Below are 20,808 nucleotides of genomic sequence, written 5' to 3'. Positions count from 1 at the left end.
TCGGTCGCCCGTGAGGCAGTCTCCGCGCAGGACCGGAGCCGATTCCGTCAAACCGCTGCCCGCGGCGATGCCGCTGGTCCATGACCGGGCGGCCAGACTCCATGGCCCGCTTGCCATGGCCGGCATCTTCAGCTACTAGCCGCGCTCCTGAGTTTATATGAGCTGCGTGCGGGGCAACGTAATCCCGTGGCGCGGCGGACAAGAGAGAGCCGGACCGATGAAAAAGGACCTTCATCCCGATTATCACGTCATCAATGTCGTGATGACCAACGGGACCACCTTCCAGACCAAATCCACCTGGGGCAAGGAAGGCGATACGATCAATCTCGACATCGATCCGACGTCGCACCCGGCCTGGACCGGCGGCAACCAGCACCTGCTGGACCGTGGCGGCCGCGTTTCGCGCTTCAAGGACAAGTTCAAGGGCTTCGCGTAAGCTTTCGACGTCCTTCGCGACAAGAAAAAGGCCCGTTCCGATTGGAGCGGGCCTTTTTTCTGTTCGCTGTGCGGCGGGGCGGCTAGCGCTGGCCGAAGGCGCCGCGCAGCATGGCCATCTGGTCGCCGACGGGATTGGCCTCGGCCTCGATCACGCCATCGGCATAGAGATTGTCGTCAATCCGCTTGAGACGGGCGTAGAGCGAGCGTGAGCGGCGTACCAGGTCGCCCAGCACGGCCGGCGGGGTTTCGCCTTCCGGCCACAGGTTTTCAGCCGGACGATCGGCGGTGAGCCGGTATTTGCCGTCCGTTGCCGCCTCGGCCGACATTTCGCCTTCGGCGACGGCCCGCTGGGCCAGCAGCCAGGAGGCCGCCTGCATCAGGCGCGTGGTCAGTTTCATGCTCTCTGTCGCGTAGGAGAGGGCACCTGCCCTGTCGAGCGCCTTGGAATCATCACGACCCGGCCCGTCCAGATAGCTGGCCGTCTCTTCCACCATGTCCATGCCTTCGCGGAACAGCTTCTGGAACATTTCCGAAGCGGCGAAGTCCTGGGCCCGGGCGGCAGGCGCGCCGCCGGCGGGGAAAAGGGTCGGTGTCTGACTGTCGGTCATTGCGGGTCCATTTGAGCGTCGATCACGGGTATTGGGCGAATCGTAGCAAGCCTTGGGCCACACAGTGCCCAAAGAGTTTGATCAAAACTTAAACACCGCGTCGGCCGCGTTCAAACCGGCTTTCTTTTTGTCAGTGATCTCGTCGATGCGCCCGATCTCGGCTTCCAGCAGGCTGCGGCGCTCGGCCAGGTCGTCCAGCGACAGGGCACTGAGGTCCTCACCCGGGATGATGCCTTGCTTGGCACGCTGGCTTGCGATGCTCTCCTCGTCGTGAAACATGGTCTGGCCTCCACATCAGCTTTGTGTCGGCAGATAATAGCGCGATGGAGGGCAAAGTCCCATGACCGATACCAAGACCCGGCGACAGACGTCTGAAAATCGCATCGTGATCGCGCGCGAGCCCGGCGGGCCGGACGTTCTGGACGTCGTCAGCCGACCCGTGCCGACACCGGCAGCCGGAGACATCCTGATCCGCAACACGGCCTGCGGCGTCAATCGGCCCGACCAGATCGAGCGCCTGGGTTTCTATCCGGCCCCGCCCGGTGCACCGGAGGGCCTGGGTCTGGAAGTCGCCGGTCATGTCGAGGCACTCGGCGAGGGCGTGACCGGATTCAGCCCGGGCGATGCGGTCTGCGCGCTGGTCGCAGGCGGCGGATATGCGGACTGGTCCGTCGCCCCGGCGGGGTCGGTCCTGCCGGTACCTGATGGTGTGCCGGTCGCGGATGCGGCCGGTCTGCCGGAAACCGTCTTCACGGTCTGGGCCAATGTGTTCGAGACCGGCGCTTTGTCGCAAGACGAAACATTTCTGGTTCATGGCGGGACAAGCGGCATCGGTTCAACTGCGATCCAGATGGCCAAGGCTGCCGGTGCACGGGTGATCGCCACGGCCGGCACGGCCGCAAAGGTCGCGCAATGCCGCGAACTGGGCGCCGATATCGCGATCAATTACCGCGACACGGATTTCGAGACCGTGGTGACCGAAGCGGGCGGGGCCGATGTCATCCTCGACATGGTCGGCGGCGGCTATGTGCAGAAGAACATCAATTGCGCCCGGGTCGGTGCCCGCATCGTATCGATAGCCTTTCTGGCCGGGAGCCGGGTCGAGGTGGATCTGATGCGGGTCATGCTCAAACGGATCACCCTGACCGGTTCGACTTTGCGCGCCCGCCCGGTCGAGGAAAAGGCGCGCCTGGCGGCAGCCATCCGCCAGACGGTGTGGCCGTGGATCGCTGCGGGGGCGTTACGCCCGCTGATCGACAGCCGCTATGCGCTCGACAATGTCCGCGCCGCGCACGAACGGCTCGATTCCGGTGAGCACGCTGGTAAAATACTCCTGGATTGCTGAATTGTGCAGGCCGCCCGGCTTTGCAGCGGCCCCGGTCTGCGTTATAAATGCATCAAATCGCTGGATGGTGCAGATCCTGCCACCAGCGTCGGAAGCCCAAGCCCGGCCGCCGCGTCGGGCTTTTCTTGTTTTTGTGCCCTTAAATCCATCCCTTGGGAGCTGAGATCATGACCGAGATCCTGATGCCGAAAGCGACGGCCGTCTGGCTCGTCGACAATACCTCGCTGACCTTCGACCAGATCGCCGATTTCTGCGGCCTGCATCCGCTCGAAGTGAAGGGCATTGCTGATGGCGACGTCGCCGTCGGTGTCCGCGGCGCCGACCCGATTTCTAACGGTCAGCTGACGCGTGAAGAGATCGAGAAAGCCGAGAAGAGCGACAAGTACCGCATGACCGTGGTGAAGCCGAAATACTCCGGCCTGCACCAGCCGGCCAAGCGCCGTGGGCCGCGTTACACGCCGCTGTCGCGCCGCCAGAACCGGCCTGACGCCATCGCCTGGCTGGTCCGCAACCACCCGGAACTGGCCGATGCGCAGATCTCCAAGCTGATCGGCACGACCAAGACGACGATCCAGGCCGTGCGTGAGCGCAGCCACTGGAACTCGTCCAACATCAAGCCGACCGACCCGGTGTCGCTGGGTCTGTGCACCCAGATCGACCTCGACGAGCAGGTCAAGAAGGCCTCGGCCCGTCGCCGCAAGCTCGAGGAGGAAAATCCCGAGCTGCTGACCGATACGCTGAAAGCCCAGGAAGACCTGCACCAGGCCGAGGAAAAGCCGGCCGAGGAAGCGGAAATCAACCTGGAAACCCTGTTTGGCGGTCCCAAGTCCGAATAGGCAGCCAGCCGCTGCAAGACAAAAGGCCTGGAACCGGCGGGTTCCAGGCCTTTTTCGTGTCCGCGTGATGGCAGGCGTTGCCTGACTACCCGCCTTTCGGCACCGTGTAATTCATCGCCAGGCGGCCGCCGTCGGCATAGATCGTGGTGCCGGTGATGTAGCTGGCGTCGCGAGAGGCCAGGAAGGAGGCGACCGAGGCGACCTCGTCAGGGTCCCCGATCCGCTGCAGCGGGGTGCGCGACATGATCTTGTCCATCGCTTCAGGGTTGTCATTCACCGCCTTGAGCACGTCGGTATTGATGCTGCCGGGCCCGATCGCATTGACGCGGATGCCGTACTTCGCCAGCGACAGGGCCATCGACTTGGTCATCTGGTTGATCGCACCCTTGGTGGCGCAATAGGCCAGCTGGTCCGGGATCGCCATGACGCCATTGACCGAGGACATGTTGATGATCGCGTAGCGGCGGCGCACATCCTCGGCGCGCTCGCCATCCTCCTCGATCTGGTCGACCATCTGCCGGGCCGCTTCCCGGGCAACCAGGAAGGCGCCACGCAGGTTGACGCCCATCACCTTGTCGAAATCCGATTCCGACAGGGTCAGGATGTCACCGCCCGCAACGATCCCGGCATTGTTGACGAGCACATCCAGGCGCTCGAAAGTCGACCGGGTCTCGGACAGGAGATTGTTGACCGCCAGGCGGTCGGCGACATTGCAGGACACGAACAGGGCCTTGCCCTTGTCGGCTCCCAGCTCCTCGGCCAGCGCCTGGCCGGCCGACACGTCGACATCGGCGATCACGACGTGGCAGCCATCCTCGGCGAGGCGGCGGGCACAGGCCTTGCCGATGCCATTGGCACCGCCAGTGACGATTGCGACGCGGTCACCCATCTTCAGTCCCCATAGTCGACACCGACAAAACGGCGCGTTTCAAGTCCGCTGACCTCGCACAGGCAGAGCGCGCTGGCAATCCATCGGCCCCTGCGCCTGGAATGGCGGATCGGTCAGGGATTGTGTGTGCGCTCGTAATCCTGTGTGATTTCCGGATCATCCGGCGCCAGGCGCCAGGCCCGACGGAACAGGCGACGGGCCTCGTCGGCGCGCCCCACGGCCTCCAGTGCCGTCGCATGGGAATGCACGATGGCGCCGATATCCGGCTCGGCCGCAACCGCCATTTCGCACAAGGGCAGGGCCGTTTCGGCGCGGCCGTCCTGGATCAGGGTCCAGCACAGCATGTTCAGCGTGGTACCGTCTTCCGGCGCCAGTTCCACAGCCCGGCGGGCATCCTCGACAGCGGCGCCGGTCAGGCCGACATCCAGCAGGGCGCCAGCCCGGTTGATCCAGGCGCCGATCCAGTCCGGCTCGAGCCGAACCACGGTATCAAAGGCGACCACGGCATCGGCATCGCGGCCCAGACCCTGATAGACCACGCCCAGATTGATCTGGGTCAGCGTGTCGTCGGGGGCAGCCGCGGCGGCGCGCAGCAGATCGTCAAGCGCGCCGTCCAGCTGTCCGAGCTCGGAGCGGGCAATCCCGCGATTGCGATACAGGCTGGGTTCGACCACCCGACCGCCATTGGTTTCGACAATGGCGAAGGCGAAGTTGTAGGCTTCCAGTGCCGCCTGGAAATCCTGTTCCGACAGATGTGCCGCCCCCATGGCGGCGTAGATGCCGATTTCGGCATTCATGTCGAGTTCGGCCCGGTCGAGGCAGGTCCGGAAAAAATCAATGGCGTCCGCGGAATTGCCCAGCTCGAGCGCGGCACGACCGGCCGCGCATGCGGACGGTTCGCCATCAGCCATGTCCTGGCCAAGGGCCGGGGCGGCGGGCAGAAGCAGAACACTGGCGGCAAGCAGGGCGGTTAATCGCATCGGGGACTCCAGACGGTCACGACTTCGGTATGGGACGGAGTGTAGCGCGCAAAAAGGGCGGCCCGAAAGCCGCCCCGATGATGATTGCGCTGTTGTAACCAGCTAACCCGTGAGTGTGATGTGCGCCGATAGTCGAAGATCCTCTATCTGTTCCTTGATTCGGAGCTTCTGCTTCTTGAGGCGCGCCAGTTCCAGGGAATCCGCCGACGGGTGCTTTTTGACCTCGTCGATTTGTGTATCCAGACGCGAATGTTTGGCGTCGAGCTCACGGATGCGGGCTTCGATGGGCATGTAGACGTCTCCCTCTTGTGAAGTGGAACACTCGATTGAAACAGGTTCCCGCACTATGTCTACTCACGAAACGTTTCGAGGATAAGATATGATGAAACCGGACCGTATGATTGTCGGCGTCTCGGGCGCTTCCGGGATCATCTACGGGATCCGGGCGATGGAGGCGCTCAAGGCGCTGGGCATCGAGACCCACCTGGTCGCCTCCAAAGCCGCCGAAATGACGCTGGGTTATGAAACCGACGTCTCGATCAAGGGTTTCCGGGCCCGGGCGGACCATGTCTACAAAATGCCCGATGTCGGCGCACCCATCGCCTCCGGATCGTTTGCCACGCGGGGCATGTTGATCGCCCCGTGTTCAGTGAAAACCATGTCGGAAATTGCCACGGGCGTGACCTCCAGTCTGTTGACCCGTGCTGCGGATGTGGTGCTCAAGGAGCGCAGGCGGCTGGTCCTGATGGTCCGCGAGACGCCCTTTCACCTTGGCCATCTGCGGACGATGGAGGCCCTGACCGAGATGGGTGCCGTCATCTGTCCGCCCCTGCCGGCCTTTTATGCCAAACCGACATGTATTGATGACCTGGTCGACCAGTCTGTCGGGCGGGCGCTCGACCTGTTCGGGTTGGACTGGGACGGCACCCGGCGCTGGGGCGAGGACCTCGAAGGCGGCCGCCGCTAGGTCGTGTTCGCATCTGCAGCGTGATCGGCAATTTATTTGACCGGCGAATGCCGTTACCCTATGGGCAGCGCCACGCAGTTTCGTGTGCGCAATTGGCACGTCCCGCCGAACCGGTTTCGGGGCGGGCGGACAGTCCGACGCGGGCTGTGACCGGATCAGGACCAGATCAGAAAGAGACGGCTGAGGAATGGACGGAGAATTCCTGGACCAGCAAGCGCTGACCGAGCGGATCGAGGGTTTGCGCGAACAGCATGTCGCCCTCAATCACGAAGTCGACGCGCTGACCGAAAACGGGGTGATCGACCAGCTCAAATACGCGCGTCTGAAAAAGGAAAAGCTGCGGATCAAGGATGCGATTTCGCACCTTGAAGACCAGCTGACGCCAGACATCATCGCCTGACCGGCGATCAGGCCTGCTTGCGGTCGCTGTCGGACTTCTGTGCCTGTTTGCAGGCATACATCGCGGCATCGGCGCTGGCCATGACGTCTTCCGCCTTGCTGCCGGCTTGCAGCGGCTGACAGCCCCAGGCCGTGTCCACGGTCAGCTGACGACCGGCATAGTCAAAGGGTGTTGTCGAGATGCGGTCCGCCAGTTCGCGGGCCTTGGCCTGCGCCCCCTCGGCGCCGGTCAGGGTCAGGACCACCGCAAACTCGTCGCCGCCCAAGCGGCCCACCGCGTCGGTTTCACGAATATGGGCGGTGAGCAGGTTTGAGACATGATGCAGGGCGGCATCGCCGGCGGCATGACCGAATTGGTCATTGAGGGTCTTGAAGCCGTTGAGATCGAAATAGACCAGGGCGGACGGCGCATCGTGGCGCTCGGCCAGGGCCAGCGCCCGGCTGACTTCGCGCAGGAAGGCGCGGCGGTTCAGGACCGGCAGCATGACGTCGTGGTCGGCCAGGGATTCCAGTTCGCGGACGCGGCCGCGCAGGCGTTCGGTTTCCTTGCGGAGCTGGTCGACCTCGCCCATCAGCGACAGCAGGGCGCGCTGGACGTTCGGTGTCAGTTCGGCTTCCGGCACGCCCATGATGGAGGCCGCGTCAGACGGCGCGGCACTCGCGCGTGTCTCGCTGCCGGGTCGGGCTTTGTCGGTCTTCGCGGCGCGGGAGATATTCCCGGTCGGGGTGGTCGGTCCGATGCGCATGGCACGTTCCAATTCGATTCTGTTCACGCTCAGGCTCGCCAAGTGTGGTTAAGAAACGGTCAAACGCGGCCCGATTTGGGCCCGATTGCCCCGGTTTTGCGGGATCATCTTGACCTTCACGCGGTCAGAGGTATGGTCGCGCGCTTCCTTTTCCCGCGCAGGAAGCGTCATGAGCGAAGTTTCGCCCCAGTCCCCGAATTCTCCCACAGGTCCCGTAGACGTCGCCATCATCATGGGCTCGCGCTCGGATTGGCCGACCATGAAGAAGGCCGCCGACGTGCTGGACGAGCTGGGCATCAGCCATGAGACCCGTGTCGTGTCCGCTCACCGAACCCCGGACCGGCTGGTCGAGTTCTCCAAGACCGCACGCGAACGTGGCATCAAGGTGGTGATCGCCGGTGCCGGTGGTGCGGCGCACCTGCCGGGCATGGTTGCCTCGATGACCAGCCTGCCGGTGCTGGGTGTTCCTGTGAAATCAAGGACGCTGAACGGTCAGGACAGCCTGCTCTCCATCGTCCAGATGCCGGGCGGTGTTCCGGTCGGCACGCTGGCGATCGGTGATGCCGGTGCTACCAATGCCGGCCTGCTGGCGGCCTCCATCCTGTCGCTGATGGATGCGGGCGTCGCGGATCGACTTGCGGCCTGGCGTCAGGCGCAAACGGACAGTGTCCCGGTGACGGTCGAGGACTGACATCATGAGCGATGCGCCCCTGGCCCCGGGCAGTGTGATCGGAATCCTTGGTGGCGGTCAGCTTGGCCGCATGCTGGCTACGGCCGGTGCGGCGCTGGGCTTTGACGTCCACATCTATGATCCCGAGCCCGATTGTCCGGCCAGCCGGGTCGCCGCGCGCAGCTATTGCGCGCCCTGGGACGATGCCGGCGCCGTTGCCAATTTTGCTGATCGCTGTGACGCCATCACCTATGAGTTCGAGAACGTCCCGGTCGAAACCGTGGCTGTTGCGGCCGCCGCCGCGCCCCTGCGTCCGGGTTCGACATCGCTGGAACTGACCCAGGACCGTTTCATCGAGAAGCATTTCATCAACCGGCAGGGCGTGAAGACGGTCCCCTTCGCCCAGGTCGACGACATCGACGGGCTGGAAGCGGCGATCGAGGATATCGGTCTTCCGGCGCTGCTGAAGACCCGACGCTTTGGCTATGACGGCAAGGGACAGGCCTGGATCCGCACCGAGAGCGACGCCCGCACGGCCTGGGAGGCGATCGGCCAGCAGCCTGCCATCCTCGAGGGCGCGGCGGCATTCCGGCGCGAGCTGTCTGTCGTGGCGGCGCGATCGGTGAGCGGCGAAGTGCTGGCCTATCCGCTGGCCGAGAATGTCCATGGCGACGGTATCCTCAAGACGACAAAGGCTCCGGCCACCGGCGTCGACAGTGCCACGCAGGACCGGGCCCTGCAGATTGCCCGCGCCCTCGGGGACGGGCTGGATCATGTCGGCGTATTTGCGGTCGAGCTGTTTGACCTCGGCGAGGGCGAGTTGATCGTCAACGAGATTGCGCCGCGGGTTCACAATACCGGTCACTGGACCATGGACGGGTGCGGTTGCGGCCAGTTCGAACAGCACATGCGCGCTGTCGCCGGTTGGCCGCTGGGCGACCCGTCGGCCCATTCGGCCTGCCTCATGACCAATCTGATCGGTCATGACGCCGATGCCTGGGCGGAACTGGCCGCCGACCCGCAGGCCCGCCTCCATCTCTATGGCAAGCGCTCCACCCGCGAAGGGCGCAAGATGGGGCATGTGAACCGGTTGTCTCCGCTCTGACGCCGCTTCCAAAACGCGCCGGGCACCTTATGCTGGGCACATGATCCGGACGCCCCCCGACCCGCGTGCTTTCATGGATGACTGCGGCCCGTTCGACTTGATCGGCGACATTCATGGCTGTTTCGACGAGCTGGTCAGCCTGCTCGAGCGCCTGGGTTATGACCGGCGCGATGTGCATGACTGGCACCACCCGCGAGGGCGGCGTCTCGTCTTTCTCGGTGACCTTGTGGATCGAGGGCCCGACAGTCCGGGTGTTCTGCGCACAGTGATGTCAACCGTGAGCGGCGGGCGCGGCCATTGCGTGGTCGGCAATCACGATGACAAGTTCCGGCGCTGGCTGGCCGGGCGCGATGTCAAGCTGACGCACGGCCTGCCGGAAACTGTCGAGCAGGTGCAGGCCGAGCCGACGGAGTTCCGGCGCGAACTGCTCGCTTTCATCGACGCGCTGCCGCACCACCTCATCCTGGATCAGGGCCGCTTGATCGTTGCCCATGCTGGTGTGCAGGCTGACATGCATGGTGAAGACTCAAAACGCGTGCGGGCCTTTGCCATGTTCGGCGAGGTGACCGGGGAGCGTGACGCGCACGGTCTGCCGATCCGTCGCGACTGGGCCCGCAATTACGGTGGCGATGCCACGGTGGTGCATGGTCATGTCGCTGAACCGGAGGTGCGCGAGCGCAACAATGTCATCTGTGTGGATACCGGCTGTGTCTTCGGTGGCCACCTGACCGCCCTGCGCTGGCCTGAACGCGAGCGCGTGCAGGTCCCGGCGCGGCAGACCTATTATCATTCGCCCCGCTGGGCGGATGATGTGGCTGACGATTAGGCCGTCTGGGCGCGCGGCTTGCGGCTGAGCTGGTCAGCAAAGTCGTGATTGACGTCGCGGTGTCCGGCCTCGTCGGCGCGGACGGCGATGACGACATCGCGCAAGCGGGCACTGGCGGGCAGCTTCCAGTAATCGATGGCAATTTGCGGCGCGGCGACATTCTCGTGGCGGCCGGCGTCAATGCCTTCCAGATACTGGGTATAGCTGATCACCGCTTCCTCCTCGAAATAGCCGACCACGCGGTGGGCCGTGCGCGGGGCGAAGAGGTAGAGAAAGAAATAGCAATTATAGAAGATCGCCTGGACGGTCATGATCACCAGGCGTTCGAACAGGCTCGGCTTGGCGATTTCGATGAAGGTCATCAGGTGCATGCGCTCATTCTCTGCTTCGTCCAGCAGGGTGCGGATCCAGCCTTCATCGTCGCGGATCCGGCGGATCGCCTTGAGGTGCTGCAATAGTCCGCCAACCATGCCCGGAACGGCCGCGACGGTCTCGAGCACCACCGCCCGGTGGCCATAGCGTTTGGCAAAGAAAGTATCGGCGATGAAGCGCAGGAATTTCACAAAGCCGAAGGCAATGTGATCGCCAAGGCCCTCCGGCTTGCGGTGCTGGTCAAGGATGATGTGGTCCGTCGTCGGCATGTCAGCCTCCCGTAAAAGACGGTGCATGCCAGTGACGATGCGCCCGTCGGTCGGGCAGCGGAAGGTGTCACGGCGCCGCGCGGCGATACGTCTCGCAATCGGGATATGGGTATTGCCGGGTCGGAATTGAACCCGTCGTGGCGGTCAGACCCGCGGGCCCGGCCCGTGCCTCAGCTTGCCCAGCAGGCCGGCGAGGTCGGGCAGGTCGGCGGTGAGCTTGGCGATATTGGCCTTGGTCTTCTCGAAATCCATCACATTCTGGATGCGGCGGTCGAGGAAGGCCTGTGCCTCGGTCTTGTCCAGGTCGGCCTCATTGAGCCAGGTCGACAGGGTCGAGCCATAAACGCCGGCCAGGATGGTGCGCTTGGAGTAGAAGTTGACGTCGGTGGAGGTGTCGCCAATGGCCCGCCAGATCGTGTCTGCGGTGGCCCACAGGAGTTGCGGCGCCTCGCTGGCGGCATCGGGCAGCATCAGGCGGGAGCGGGCGCGACGGGCGGCTTCTTCGTGCGGTCCGATGGCTTCCAGCCGGGCCATGACCCCGAATCGGACCCGTTCGCGGATCTTCATCGCCTTGATGTCGGCCTCCCGGACGGCAGCGACAACAGCAAGGTCCAACTGGCGCGACCAGCGCACGATCAGGTCGAGCGCACCGCGCGGGCAGGCCAGCAGGGCCTGACCCTTGTCGATGCCGGCATCGGTGACGGCCTGGTCGAAACTGTCATTGGTCCAGCCATCAAAGGCCGCCAGCGGTAGAATCGACTCTAAAAGCGCGTCGCGTGTGCTATCCTTCACGGAGCGGGGCAGGGTATCGGCTTCCATCATGTCGATCTGTCTAGACCAGTGCGGTGACTTCGTCACCTCGCCCGTGTGTGCTGACAGTGTGGACACGTGGTCGCAGGCCTGCTAGTAGCCCCGCCTCTGGCGAACTAGTGGCGTGAGGAATGGCCCTCGCGTCCAACCTAATGGAGAGAGAGCCATCGTACAGATCGTTGTGCGCGACAATAACGTGGAGCAAGCGCTCCGTGCGCTGAAAAAGAAGATGCAGCGGGAAGGTACTTTCCGCGAAATGAAGCGTCGTAACCATTACGAGAAGCCCTCGGAGAAAAAGGCTCGCCAGAAGGCTGAAGCCATTCGCCGGGCGCGCAAGCTGGCCCGCAAGCGGGCGCAGCGCGAAGGGCTTATCGCCAAGCGTGGTGGTACCACCCGCCGCTAGGGTCGCCAGGCCTCATTGCGAGTAAAGTGAAACCGTCGTGTCCGCTCGGGCACGGCGGTTTCCTTTTGCCCGGGATTCAGGGGAGTTCCGGGCTTTGCGCCCTTCTTCCCGATTGCGGAAAAAGGGTCGAGATACCCCATTCGGAGTGCGCGACCCTGCCGCCAAACGGATGGGCGTATGTGTTGCTGTGGTCGGTCGAGCCCTGGCCGCCTGTTGATCGCTTATGACCCGGGCGCCGTGCGCAGGGCGAACCATAGATCGCTTGTCAGCCAGCAGGCCGTATCCGGTTCTTCAGCTCAAGGGTGGAACCGCGTAGCGGCGGCTGCGCCGCCCTTGACCTGAAGAACCGGATACGGCGGTCTTCCGGCAAGCGTTTTAGGGTGGAGTTTGCGCCACGGCGCCGGATTAAAAGGGGCTCTTCTGAAAAACGGAACGAGCCCCCGTTTATTCCAGATTGCATCAATACTCTGGTGCACGAGTGTGCTCCGATGGCCCGCCAAGCCCGGATCGTTCTGCCCGGTTATCCGCATCATGTCACGCAACGCGGCAATCGGCGCCAGCAGACCTTCTTCGAAGACGGGAATTAACCGGGACAGACACGGAATTAACCGGGACAGACACAATTTCTGGCAATTTAATTGCGTTTGTCCCTGTGAATCCAGGAGCCGCCGGAAGACTGAATCGGTACGTGTCCCCGGTTATTAGCGAGATGCCGTACTTGCGGCATAGCTGCTTCGTCGTGACACCCGCCTCGTGCTCGCGGATCATCCCGATAATCTGTTCTTCCGAATAACGGCTCTTGCGCATCGTCCATCCTCCGCCGGTGGACTCTACCATCCCATGGCCGGAATTTAAGGTGCTGGGTCAGTGCCCCACCTGAACTCTGCTGAATCAGCGCACCCTAACATGCCCCCACACGATAGGACGCAAGCGCTTTGCCCCGCTGCGGCGAGGGCCAAATCTACTATTAGCTATTTCTTTTCAATGCGAAACCCTTGCGAGATAGACCTTGCCAGGAGTAGGTTTCGCCCGGGCCATATCGATGGGGGCGACGTTCATGACACTAACCACATTGTTTTTGGGTCTAATCGGCCTTCTTTTCATGCTCGGGCTGTACGCCCAGGTCCATGCGCGCAAGGCTGACAAGGACCAATCCAAACACGCTGGGTTCGCCGCCTCCATGCCGGGGCTCCTCACGACGTTCGGTGTATTCGGCACCTTCGTTGGCATACTGATTGGCCTGTTGGGGTTCGACGTTACGCAGGTGGATGAGAGCGTCCCTCTGCTTTTGGAAGGGCTCAAGACCGCATTCTGGAGCAGCGTCGCAGGGATGGGAGCGGCAATCGCCTTCCGCTTACTGCAACCCCTGATTGCTCCGCCTTCTGGCGGCACCTCCACAGACCCGATTGAAATCCTGCAGGCGATCGAAATGGGCATAGGCGAACAGACCCGTGCGCTGAGCGGCGGCGAAGACGCCAGTCTGCTAACGCAAATCCAGAAACTCAGAACCAGCATTCAGGATGGAAACGACGCCAACCGTGCGGCCGTTCAAGAAGGATTTGAACGCCAAATCGAGGCATTTAATGCATTTGCCAAGGAAATGGCCGAGAACAACTCGAAGGCACTGATCGAGGCGCTCAACGAAGTCATTCGGGATTTCAACGAGAAGCTCACCGAGCAGTTCGGGGAGAACTTCAAACAGCTGAACGAAGCCGTCGGCCAGCTTCTGGAATGGCAAGAACGGTACAAGCAACACATCGAGGAATCCGAAGAATGCTTGAAGTCTGTCGGCGTGCAATTGGAAACGGCAGCTCAAACGCTCACCGAGGTCAGCAAGTCGGTAGAGACAATGCCCGAGCGCGCGGCCGCGATTGACAGGATCATGGCTGATCTTGGCGAACAGCTGGAAGCAACAGCTGGATTGACCAACGCCGTCGCGACCCTCCGAACGGAGGTCAGCGGCGCGATGCCGGCGATCAACGAAAACATCGACCTGCTCACCACAGGTTTTGCCGCCAAGGTTCAGGAATCCGCTGATGCACTGCGCGAGTCCGCCGCTGAAGCGAAGACCCACTACAGCGAGGCCGCGGACCACTTGGCCGAAGGTATGGACCGATTGGAGAAATCGCTCGAACAGGCATTCTCCACCTTTGACGAGCAAATGCAGGAAGAACTGAAACGTTCGCTTGAGGTTATGGGCAACCACTTGGCCAGCATCTCTGCCAAGCTCGCGGATGATTATGAGCGCACCGCGGATGCCGTCGGCTCGTTGCGCGTAGTTGGGGCTGACTGATGTTCGCTCGCCGAGGAGAGCATTCCGAGGGGGAGGGATGGCTATCAGTTTCAGACCTGATGGCGGGGCTGATGGTCTTCTTCCTGTTCATTGCCATTCTCTACATCCAGCCGCTCCAGCGGATAAAATTGAACGTCGAGGCAATCGTCCAAGCCTGGCAGGAAGGTGAACTGGAGATCTACAACGCCCTTCAAGCCGAGTTCGAAGATGACCTACCGCGCTGGAATGCCCAGTTGGACCGCAATGAACTGACCCTTCGTTTCAACTCTCCAGACGTCCTGTTCGAAGCGGGAGACGCTGCCTTAAGGCCGGAATTCGAAGTGATCCTGTCGGATTTTTTTCCGCGGTATCTCGCAACCTTAGAACCGTTTTATGAAGCCTCGCTCATCGAGGAAATCCGTATCGAAGGGCACACGTCGAGCGACTGGGTCGGTGTTTCTGAGGGCGAAGCCTATTTCCGGAATATGGAGCTGTCGCAGGACCGTACCCGTTCAGTGCTCCAATACGCCCTTGAGCTCGATGGCTCGTCCTCGCACGTTGGCTGGGCGCGACCACTGCTGACGGCCAATGGCCTCGCTTCGTCGCGCCCGATCACCGATGGCGATAGCTCGATGGAAGATCCCGTTCGCTCCCGACGGGTTGAATTTCGCGTACGTACCACAACGCAGAACCGGCTCAATGAAATCCTGGAACAGTTCGAAGCGGAATGATCAAGCTCCTGAATAATTATCCAGGGCTGCTCAAGGTCCAAGAGAGGTTGAAAGCACCCGATATCAGCTGGCGCCCCGAGCTGGACGATCTCGCGGAGCGAGAGGCGGTTCGGTTCGAGGCCGTGGAAGTCGACGGCGTCGCCCTTGAGGATGTCGCGGACGGCCCAGGCGGTCTATTTCAACTCGAAGGCCAGCAAGTCGTCATCTACATCAAAGACCACACCCGACGAATTGAAGTTCGAGAAGACCCTGCGAGGGGTAACCGGGTGCATTTAAAGGCCTGTTCGACGATCGAGGAAATGCGTCGCCGCAAGAGATTTGACCGGTATGTCGCCACCAGCCGGAGAGACAACCTCTACCGGATCGACGTTTTCGAATACGACGAGGTCACGCTGTCCGAAATAGAAGCACCAATCCACGTTTGCCTGAACTGCTTGAAGGAGCTGAACTACAAAGGTGCCGCGGAGGGACGTCGTTCTGCTCGGAGGAGGATCCAATCCGAGTTCGATGTAACCGAGTTCCTAGAGTCCTACAGCACGTTCTTCGGCGGCGCGCCGCGCTATACTGACAAGACTGCTCCTCGCAGCATTTACGTTGATGACTGGTCAAAAATCTCGGAACGGGTCCGATATCAGGCTGGTTGGACCTGTTCGAAATGCGACGTATCCCTCCATGCGTTAGCGCACCACCGTTGGCTACACGTCCATCACAAAAATGGTCATAAGGGCGACAATCGCCCCTCAAACCTCGAACCGCTCTGCGCGTTGTGCCATGCAGATGAACCGGGTCACGAACGGATGCACGTTGACCCACGCGCAAAGAGATCTATCGAGCGCTTACGTCGCGAGCAGACTGGCACAAGCTAGGGTACGGCCCCTCCCCGAATCATTTCGAGCAGGCTCAGCGAGGGCGTGCCACGGGGGGCTGCCAGTCTACCGGCAAAACCGGGGACACGTACCCGTTTCTGGCCCGATTTACAATTTTGGATTGCATGAATTCTCTGGTGCACGAGTATGCTCCGATAGCCCGCCAAGCCCGGATCGTTCTGCCCGGTTATCCGCATCATGTGACAAATAACTGGGACAGACACAATTTCTGCTGTCCTGAAAATAACTGGGACAGACACAATTTCTGCTGTCCTGAGCCCTTCGGCTTACTCGTTCATTTCGAGAGACTGAGCAATTCATGCAAAACACGTTCGGGTTTAACGGGTCCAGGAGCGGGCAACTGGCCCAAAGACGGCGGGCACCTGTCTTCCAGGGCAGCCCCGGCCGCCCCGAAGGGCAGCCGGGTCGCATGCCTAGCCCTCAGCGGGCGTCTTCTTGCCGCCAAGGCTGAACCAGCCCTTCACAGTATCCTGGTTGGCCTGGTTGAGCGCGCCCATTCGGAACAGCACGCCAGAGCCCCAGATCACGAAAATCGCGGTGCCGATCATTGCTGCCGTCGTGCCGGCAATGTCGACCATGCCGATATCGTGCGGCAGGCGCGCGAGCATGATGAAGGGCGTCCAAAGCGGCACCCAGCTGGCAATTGCCACGACCGGGCTGTCCGGGGATTCGATCGCCATCATGACCAGGAAAAGCGGCACCATCATGATCAGCATCATCGGACTCATCAGGGTCTGGGCGTCCTGCAGGGTCTCGCACAGCGAACCGATGGCCAGGAAGATCGCGCCATACATCAGATATCCGATGATGAAGTAGCCAAACGCTGGCAGCAGCAGGCCCGGATCAAGTACCGCGGCCAGGATGTCGGCAATCGGCATGTCACTGCCGGCGGCGATCTGCTGCACGCCGAGCGTGCCCATGATCGCCATTCCGCCCCAGACCAGGAGCAGGGTGGCAGAAACAGCCGCGACCCCGGCCAGCTTGCCGGTCAGGATCTCATGATGCCGGGTCGATGCCAGCATCATTTCCAGCACCTTGTTGCCCTTTTCCTCGATCATCGCCGTGAGCAGCATGTTGACCACCGAAAAGATGATCACCCAGAGACCGAACGCGGTCATGGCGCTGACAATCAGCGGAATGCGCTCGGCAGCTGTGACCTCGGCCGTGTCGCCAGTGCGCTCGGGGTTGAGCTCGCGGACATCCGGCGACAGGTCATCGGCTGTTTCGATCAGGTCCGGATTGACGCCATTATCGATGAGATACTGGGTCTGCATGTGGTCGCGCAGGGAGTTGCGGATCTGCGAGCGCAGGCCGCTGTCGGACACATTGGCACTCCAGTAATCCATCTCGATTGCGCCGGTCGCCGACTGGCGCAAGTAGATCGCCGCGAACAGACCGCTCTCGCCGTCAGCGGTCGTGATGCTGGCATCGCCAGTCAGATAGGGGCGCAACTGGTCCAGTTCGGTCGTGCCGGCGTCAACGCGGATATAGCGTTCATCTGAAAGCTGCGGCTGGGAGGCCAGCGCGGCCTCGATCTGCGGCAGGTCGCCGAACATCTCGCGCGCCATTTCCCGCGTCCGTTCCAGCGCTTCGGCCCGACTGGCCTCGGCCTGGGCCTCGATAGCGGCTTCCAGCGTACCGCCGGTCTCGTCGACGAGGACGTAATAGCGGGTTGGCTGGGAGTTCTCGATCAGGATCGGCATGCCGATGCCCAGCGCCATGAACATGGGCACCGAGGCCAGCGACAACCAGAAGCCCCAGGTGGCGACATAGGAGAGGAATTCGCGGCGGGCGATGAGATAGATGGCGCGCATCACACGGCCTCCGTTTCAGTGGTGGCAGTCGTGTTGGAGGCGGCGCTGGCGCCGACAAGATGGACAAAGGCGTCGTGGAGGTGTGCGCGCACGGGCTCGAAGCGGGCCAGTTTCACGCCGCCATCGACGCAAGCCTTGAGCACGTCCTGGGCGTCGGCGCCGGACGCAAGGTCGATCGTCCACACGGCATGTCCGTCGACCGGCTCACCGCGGGCAATCTCGCCCTTGCCGGCCAGCAACTGTGACAGGTCATGGTCGGAGGTGACCTCCACAGTGACACGGCGCGGGACCTCGCCCAGCGCCTGTTTGACGCTGCCGTCAAAGACTTTGCGGCCCTTGGCGACCAGCACGATCTGGTCGCACAGGCGTTCGGCATGTTCCATCACATGGGTCGAGAACAGCACCGTGCGCCCGGCTTCGGCCTGGCGGCGAACGATCTGTTCCAGCGCATTCTGGTTGACCGGGTCGAGGCCCGAGAAAGGTTCGTCGAGGATGATGAATTCCGGCTCGTGGACCAGGGTCGAGATGATCTGGACCTTCTGGGCCATGCCCTTGGACAGGGTTTTCACCTTGCTCTCGGCCACATCCGGCAGGTCGAACTCTTCCAGCATGGCGAGGCCGCGCTTGCGGGCCTCTGCCGCGCCGACACCCTTCAGGCGGGCAAAGAAGGTAATGACATCGATCACTTTCATCTTGCGGTAGATGCCGCGTTCTTCCGGCAGGAAGCCGACGCGGTCCAGAGCCGCCGGTCGCGGCTTGCCGCCGAACAGGCTCACCGAGCCGCTGTCGGGGGTGAGAATGCCCAGCGACATGCGCAGGCTGGTCGTCTTGCCGGCGCCATTGGGACCGAGAAAGCCGGTGATCCGGCCGCGTTGCACGCCGAAGCTGACATCGCGTACGGCGGGCTTGCCGGCGAAGGTCTTCGATACGTTGGAAAGTTCGAGAATGGTCTCGGACATGATGCCCCCTATCCTGTATCCGGCGGAGCCTAGTCAGCCCGGTGGCGGGAGGCCACCGGCATTGGGCAGTTCAGCGTCCCCCCTTCCCACCCAAGACACCCGGTCAGACCAGGTCCAGGACGAAATAGGGCAGGTCGAGCGGGGGTGGTTCGGCCAGACCCAGCTGGCTGAGCTGGTGGTGCGCCTGGCCGCGATGATGAGTGGCGTGATTGAACATGTGGGTGAGAATGATCCGGCGCGGCAGGGTGCGCGACGTTCCGGACATGTCGGTATAGGCGAACGCGTCGGCGATCGCGGCGTCGTCCAGGGCGGCGATGAGGGCGCGAACCGCATCGTCCTGCTGCTGCCGGGCGGTCCACAGCGCTTCGAAATCGGCCGTCGGCGTCTCGTCGAGGCGCGCATGCGGGGCGGGTCGGGCCTGAAGGCGGGCCAACCACAGATGATCAGCCACCAGAATATGGGTCAACGTGCCTTGCAGGGAACCAAAATAGGCGCCGGTCTCGCGGCCGCGGGCTTCGGCTCCGATCTCCCGGGCGGCCGCATAGATCCGCCGGTTGGCCCAGGCGTTGTAGTCGGCCAGTTGAAGAAAATGGTCGCGCATGGCTCGGGCTCCGCTGTCGGCCGGACCAGTGTTCAATCTGCTGGTCGCCGGTCCGGTTCAGGCCGATACTGCCCGTGTTGCAAAAGCACACAAGGGTGAACGCGCATGAGCAGTGAAACCGCCCGAACCCAGCTGATGGCGCTGCGCCAGGAATTGCTGGACCTGTCCGACGCCGCCCGCGACGACCGCAAGCCGGTCGAGCTCGATCAGCAATCGGTGGGCCGTCTGTCGCGGCTCGATTCGATGCAGGTTCAGGAGATGGCCAAGGCCGCCAATGCGAGACGCGCCGTCGAGGTCCGTCGGATCGACGCGGCCCTGGCTCGCGTCGACGACGATGATTATGGCTGGTGCGTTGAGTGCGGCGAGGCGATCGAACCCGCCCGGCTGGCCCTGGACCCCGCCGTTCCGCGTTGCGCCGGCTGCGCCTGACCCGGACAAATTGCTGACACGTCACTTCAATCCGGCGCGTCCTTCTGGGAAACTGCCTGAGAGGGAGTGACAGTGTATGTTTGACCTGACCGCGCAATTGCTGGCGCAAGCGGAAGACTGGCTGAACCATCACACGCGGGCACAGCTGCCACAGGCGCTGGCCGCCGACGCGCACGCGGACCTGCTGTCGGCCGTGAATGCCGTGCCGCGCTGGACTCTGGTCACCCGCTTGGGCGGCCGGCATCTCGACCTTGACGCGGCGGCCATGGATGCCATGCCGCCCGCCCAGAAAGCCGAGTTTGACCATCGCGTCCAGGCGGGCGCGGCGGAGGGCTTTCAATATCTCTACGAGACCTATCCGCTTTACGACAAATGGCATGGCGGCGTGCTGGCCGATGAGGCGCCGGTACTGGCCGACCTCTATACCGCCCTCAACAGCGCCGACTTCCTGGATCCGATGCGGCAGATCCTGGACGCCCCGGAGATCAGCTTTGCCGACGCCCAGTTGACGCGCTATCGCGCCGGGCATTTCCTGACCACGCATGATGACGGCAATCCCGGCAAGAACCGGGTGGCGGCCTTTGTTCTCACGCTGAGCGAGGATTGGCAGGAGAGATGGGGCGGTGTGCTGCAATTCGAGACGGCGCTGGGAGCGGTCACCGAGCGCTTCGTGCCGCGCGGCAATACTCTGTCCCTGTTCAAGGTTCCCCAACCGCACCAGGTGACCCCGGTAGCGGCGGGCGTGCCGGCACACCGCGTGTCGGTGACAGGCTGGTTACGGACCGGTGACGATCCGGGACCGGTCAGCCGGGCCAGCTAGCGCGGCGCGTAACCGGCTCGGCTGATCAGGGTCCGCAAGGCGTCGTCGCCGGGCGAGGCAAGCTTGAGCAATTCGACAAACGGGTCGCCACCCAGGCCGAGGCAGCGGGCAAAGGCCGGCTCGGTCTTCAACCCGTCGGCCTTGGCCTGTCGCACATCCAGCCGCAGTCGGTCCTCGGCGAGACCGAGCAGTCGGTGTTCGGCCAGCCAGTGGACATAGCTCTCATGAGTCTCGACGGGACGCTCCCGCCCGAAGATTTCGACCGGCACACCCTCGATCTCCAGCCTGGCGATGACCGAGGCCTCGCCGGCATGCTGGTTGTCGCTGACGGTGGCATCCGGCCGGTTGGCGGTCAGGTCCGAAAGTGCGGCCTTGAAGTCCGGCAGTCCGGCGGTCGCACAGCATGCGATGTCGATATCGGCGCCGGGTCCGTGGATATTGAGCGGGATGGATCCCACCCAGCGCGGAGTGAATGCCGCCAGTCGCCGTAGCAGCCCGTGCCGGGAGATGATCTGGCGCGCGTGCGAGCAGGGCAGGACGGTCTCGGTCATGCCCGCCGATCTCGCGCAGGACGGGTCGGCTGTCAATCCGGGCCCGGCGGCCTGACATTTTCGTGCATGGACAGGCGCAGG

26 protein-coding genes and 2 pseudogenes are annotated in these 20,808 nt (G+C 62.9%); 15 read left to right on the top strand and 13 right to left on the bottom strand.

The window, feature by feature from the left end; all coding sequences use genetic code 11:
* Nucleotides 1–217: 217 nt before the first annotated feature.
* Nucleotides 218–436, top strand: coding sequence for a 50S ribosomal protein L31 (gene rpmE, locus VOI18_RS08055; protein ID WP_011644511.1), 219 nt, complete (start codon nt 218–220; stop codon nt 434–436).
* 82 nt (nt 437–518) lie between these two features.
* On the opposite strand, the gene VOI18_RS08050 is transcribed toward rpmE, so the two are convergent.
* Both VOI18_RS08050 and VOI18_RS08045 read right to left on the bottom strand, forming a co-directional pair.
* Nucleotides 519–1,046, bottom strand: coding sequence for a DUF1465 family protein (locus tag VOI18_RS08050; protein ID WP_323761882.1), 528 nt, complete (start codon nt 1,044–1,046; stop codon nt 519–521).
* Between the two features lie 81 nt (nt 1,047–1,127).
* Complete coding sequence (locus VOI18_RS08045) at nt 1,128–1,325, bottom strand: DUF1192 domain-containing protein (protein WP_323761881.1); 198 nt, start codon at nt 1,323–1,325, stop codon at nt 1,128–1,130.
* Nucleotides 1,326–1,386: 61 nt separating this feature from the next.
* Here VOI18_RS08045 and VOI18_RS08040 point away from each other — a divergent pair, with 61 nt between their 5' ends.
* The gene (locus VOI18_RS08040) at nt 1,387–2,391 is read left to right on the top strand and encodes an NAD(P)H-quinone oxidoreductase (RefSeq protein ID WP_323761880.1); all 1,005 of its coding nucleotides are present in this window, start codon (nt 1,387–1,389) and stop codon (nt 2,389–2,391) included.
* A 167-nt stretch (nt 2,392–2,558) separates the two neighbouring features.
* Nucleotides 2,559–3,227 (top strand): DUF1013 domain-containing protein, encoded by a 669-nt coding sequence (locus VOI18_RS08035; RefSeq protein WP_323761879.1) that lies wholly within the window; start codon nt 2,559–2,561, stop codon nt 3,225–3,227.
* 85 nt (nt 3,228–3,312) lie between these two features.
* On the opposite strand, the gene VOI18_RS08030 is transcribed toward VOI18_RS08035, so the two are convergent.
* The 3 genes from VOI18_RS08030 to VOI18_RS08020 form a co-directional block, all read right to left on the bottom strand.
* Nucleotides 3,313–4,116, bottom strand: a complete 804-nt coding sequence (locus VOI18_RS08030; protein WP_323761878.1) for an SDR family NAD(P)-dependent oxidoreductase — start codon at nt 4,114–4,116, stop codon at nt 3,313–3,315.
* 113 nt (nt 4,117–4,229) lie between these two features.
* Entirely contained in the window at nt 4,230–5,096 is an 867-nt protein-coding gene (locus VOI18_RS08025; RefSeq protein ID WP_323761877.1) for a tetratricopeptide repeat protein, read from the bottom strand.
* A gap of 102 nt (nt 5,097–5,198) precedes the next feature.
* Nucleotides 5,199–5,387, bottom strand: coding sequence for a YdcH family protein (locus VOI18_RS08020; protein ID WP_323761876.1), 189 nt, complete (start codon nt 5,385–5,387; stop codon nt 5,199–5,201).
* Between the two features lie 88 nt (nt 5,388–5,475).
* Between VOI18_RS08020 and VOI18_RS08015 the strand changes: the two genes are divergently transcribed.
* Together VOI18_RS08015 and VOI18_RS08010 are read left to right on the top strand one after the other, a co-directional pair.
* On the top strand, nt 5,476–6,063 hold the full coding sequence (locus tag VOI18_RS08015; RefSeq protein WP_416374870.1) for a UbiX family flavin prenyltransferase: 588 nt from the start codon (nt 5,476–5,478) through the stop codon (nt 6,061–6,063).
* Between the two features lie 187 nt (nt 6,064–6,250).
* On the top strand, nt 6,251–6,463 hold the full coding sequence (locus VOI18_RS08010) for a YdcH family protein (RefSeq protein WP_323761874.1): 213 nt from the start codon (nt 6,251–6,253) through the stop codon (nt 6,461–6,463).
* Between the two features lie 7 nt (nt 6,464–6,470).
* Here VOI18_RS08010 and VOI18_RS08005 read toward each other — a convergent pair whose 3' ends face one another.
* Nucleotides 6,471–7,235: a GGDEF domain-containing protein gene (locus VOI18_RS08005; protein ID WP_323761873.1), complete on the bottom strand. Its 765-nt coding sequence runs from the start codon at nt 7,233–7,235 to the stop codon at nt 6,471–6,473.
* 142 nt (nt 7,236–7,377) lie between these two features.
* Here VOI18_RS08005 and purE point away from each other — a divergent pair, with 142 nt between their 5' ends.
* Genes purE through VOI18_RS07990 form a run of 3 tightly spaced genes read left to right on the top strand, consistent with a single transcriptional unit; the run spans nt 7,378 to nt 9,809 of the window.
* Entirely contained in the window at nt 7,378–7,899 is a 522-nt protein-coding gene (gene purE / locus VOI18_RS08000) for a 5-(carboxyamino)imidazole ribonucleotide mutase (protein ID WP_323761872.1), read from the top strand.
* Nucleotides 7,900–7,903: 4 nt separating this feature from the next.
* The gene (locus VOI18_RS07995; RefSeq protein WP_323761871.1) at nt 7,904–8,983 is read left to right on the top strand and encodes a 5-(carboxyamino)imidazole ribonucleotide synthase; all 1,080 of its coding nucleotides are present in this window, start codon (nt 7,904–7,906) and stop codon (nt 8,981–8,983) included.
* A gap of 40 nt (nt 8,984–9,023) precedes the next feature.
* A complete protein-coding gene (locus VOI18_RS07990) occupies nt 9,024–9,809 on the top strand; it encodes a metallophosphoesterase (protein ID WP_323761870.1) in 786 nt (261 codons plus the stop codon).
* Here VOI18_RS07990 and VOI18_RS07985 read toward each other — a convergent pair.
* Nucleotides 9,806–10,450 carry an alternative oxidase gene (locus VOI18_RS07985; protein WP_323761869.1) on the bottom strand — a complete coding sequence of 215 codons (645 nt, stop codon included), beginning with the start codon at nt 10,448–10,450 and terminating at the stop codon, nt 9,806–9,808. The genes VOI18_RS07990 and VOI18_RS07985 overlap by 4 nt on opposite strands.
* 144 nt (nt 10,451–10,594) lie before the next feature.
* A complete protein-coding gene (locus VOI18_RS07980) occupies nt 10,595–11,272 on the bottom strand; it encodes a COQ9 family protein (protein WP_323761868.1) in 678 nt (225 codons plus the stop codon).
* Nucleotides 11,273–11,384: 112 nt separating this feature from the next.
* Between VOI18_RS07980 and rpsU the strand changes: the two genes are divergently transcribed.
* Together rpsU and VOI18_RS15055 are read left to right on the top strand one after the other, a co-directional pair.
* Nucleotides 11,385–11,663, top strand: coding sequence for a 30S ribosomal protein S21 (rpsU, locus tag VOI18_RS07975; protein WP_011644492.1), 279 nt, complete (start codon nt 11,385–11,387; stop codon nt 11,661–11,663).
* 488 nt (nt 11,664–12,151) lie between these two features.
* Nucleotides 12,152–12,241, top strand: a pseudogene (locus tag VOI18_RS15055) (transposase); the annotation flags it as partial.
* 127 nt (nt 12,242–12,368) lie between these two features.
* Here the strand turns inward: VOI18_RS15055 and VOI18_RS07970 are convergent.
* Nucleotides 12,369–12,470 (bottom strand): annotated as a pseudogene (locus VOI18_RS07970) (transposase); the annotation flags it as partial.
* A 250-nt stretch (nt 12,471–12,720) separates the two neighbouring features.
* Between VOI18_RS07970 and VOI18_RS07965 the strand changes: the two are divergent.
* From VOI18_RS07965 to VOI18_RS07955, 3 genes are read left to right on the top strand one after another with little or no spacing between them, the layout of a single operon-like run.
* Nucleotides 12,721–13,956, top strand: coding sequence for a hypothetical protein (locus tag VOI18_RS07965; RefSeq protein WP_323761867.1), 1,236 nt, complete (start codon nt 12,721–12,723; stop codon nt 13,954–13,956).
* Nucleotides 13,956–14,666, top strand: a complete 711-nt coding sequence (locus VOI18_RS07960; protein ID WP_323761866.1) for an OmpA/MotB family protein — start codon at nt 13,956–13,958, stop codon at nt 14,664–14,666. Before VOI18_RS07965 ends, VOI18_RS07960 begins: the two co-directional genes overlap by 1 nt.
* Nucleotides 14,663–15,532, top strand: coding sequence for an HNH endonuclease (locus VOI18_RS07955; RefSeq protein WP_323761865.1), 870 nt, complete (start codon nt 14,663–14,665; stop codon nt 15,530–15,532). Before VOI18_RS07960 ends, VOI18_RS07955 begins: the two co-directional genes overlap by 4 nt.
* Before the next feature lie 434 nt (nt 15,533–15,966).
* Here VOI18_RS07955 and VOI18_RS07950 read toward each other — a convergent pair whose 3' ends face one another.
* The 3 genes from VOI18_RS07950 to VOI18_RS07940 all read right to left on the bottom strand — a co-directional run bounded on the left by VOI18_RS07950 (nt 15,967) and on the right by VOI18_RS07940 (nt 18,927).
* Nucleotides 15,967–17,367, bottom strand: a complete 1,401-nt coding sequence (locus VOI18_RS07950; RefSeq protein WP_323761864.1) for an ABC transporter permease — start codon at nt 17,365–17,367, stop codon at nt 15,967–15,969.
* Complete coding sequence (locus VOI18_RS07945; protein WP_323761863.1) at nt 17,367–18,326, bottom strand: ABC transporter ATP-binding protein; 960 nt, start codon at nt 18,324–18,326, stop codon at nt 17,367–17,369. Before VOI18_RS07945 ends, VOI18_RS07950 begins: the two co-directional genes overlap by 1 nt.
* Before the next feature lie 103 nt (nt 18,327–18,429).
* Complete coding sequence (locus VOI18_RS07940; protein WP_323761862.1) at nt 18,430–18,927, bottom strand: DinB family protein; 498 nt, start codon at nt 18,925–18,927, stop codon at nt 18,430–18,432.
* Between the two features lie 105 nt (nt 18,928–19,032).
* On the opposite strand from VOI18_RS07940, the gene VOI18_RS07935 reads away from it, so the two are divergent.
* Both VOI18_RS07935 and VOI18_RS07930 read left to right on the top strand, forming a co-directional pair.
* Nucleotides 19,033–19,356 carry a TraR/DksA family transcriptional regulator gene (locus VOI18_RS07935; protein ID WP_323761861.1) on the top strand — a complete coding sequence of 108 codons (324 nt, stop codon included), beginning with the start codon at nt 19,033–19,035 and terminating at the stop codon, nt 19,354–19,356.
* Between the two features lie 76 nt (nt 19,357–19,432).
* Nucleotides 19,433–20,176, top strand: coding sequence for a 2OG-Fe(II) oxygenase (locus VOI18_RS07930; RefSeq protein ID WP_323761860.1), 744 nt, complete (start codon nt 19,433–19,435; stop codon nt 20,174–20,176).
* On the opposite strand, the gene VOI18_RS07925 is transcribed toward VOI18_RS07930, so the two are convergent.
* Nucleotides 20,173–20,727, bottom strand: a complete 555-nt coding sequence (locus tag VOI18_RS07925; protein ID WP_323761859.1) for a DUF4269 domain-containing protein — start codon at nt 20,725–20,727, stop codon at nt 20,173–20,175. The two genes, VOI18_RS07930 and VOI18_RS07925, sit on opposite strands and share 4 nt — an antisense overlap.
* Nucleotides 20,728–20,808 lie beyond the last annotated feature (81 nt).

The organism is Maricaulis sp. (assembly GCF_034670125.1).
Lineage (GTDB): Bacteria > Pseudomonadota > Alphaproteobacteria > Caulobacterales > Maricaulaceae > Maricaulis.
Note: the sequence above shows the minus strand (reverse complement) of the source record. Positions and strands in the feature narration are given on the sequence as shown.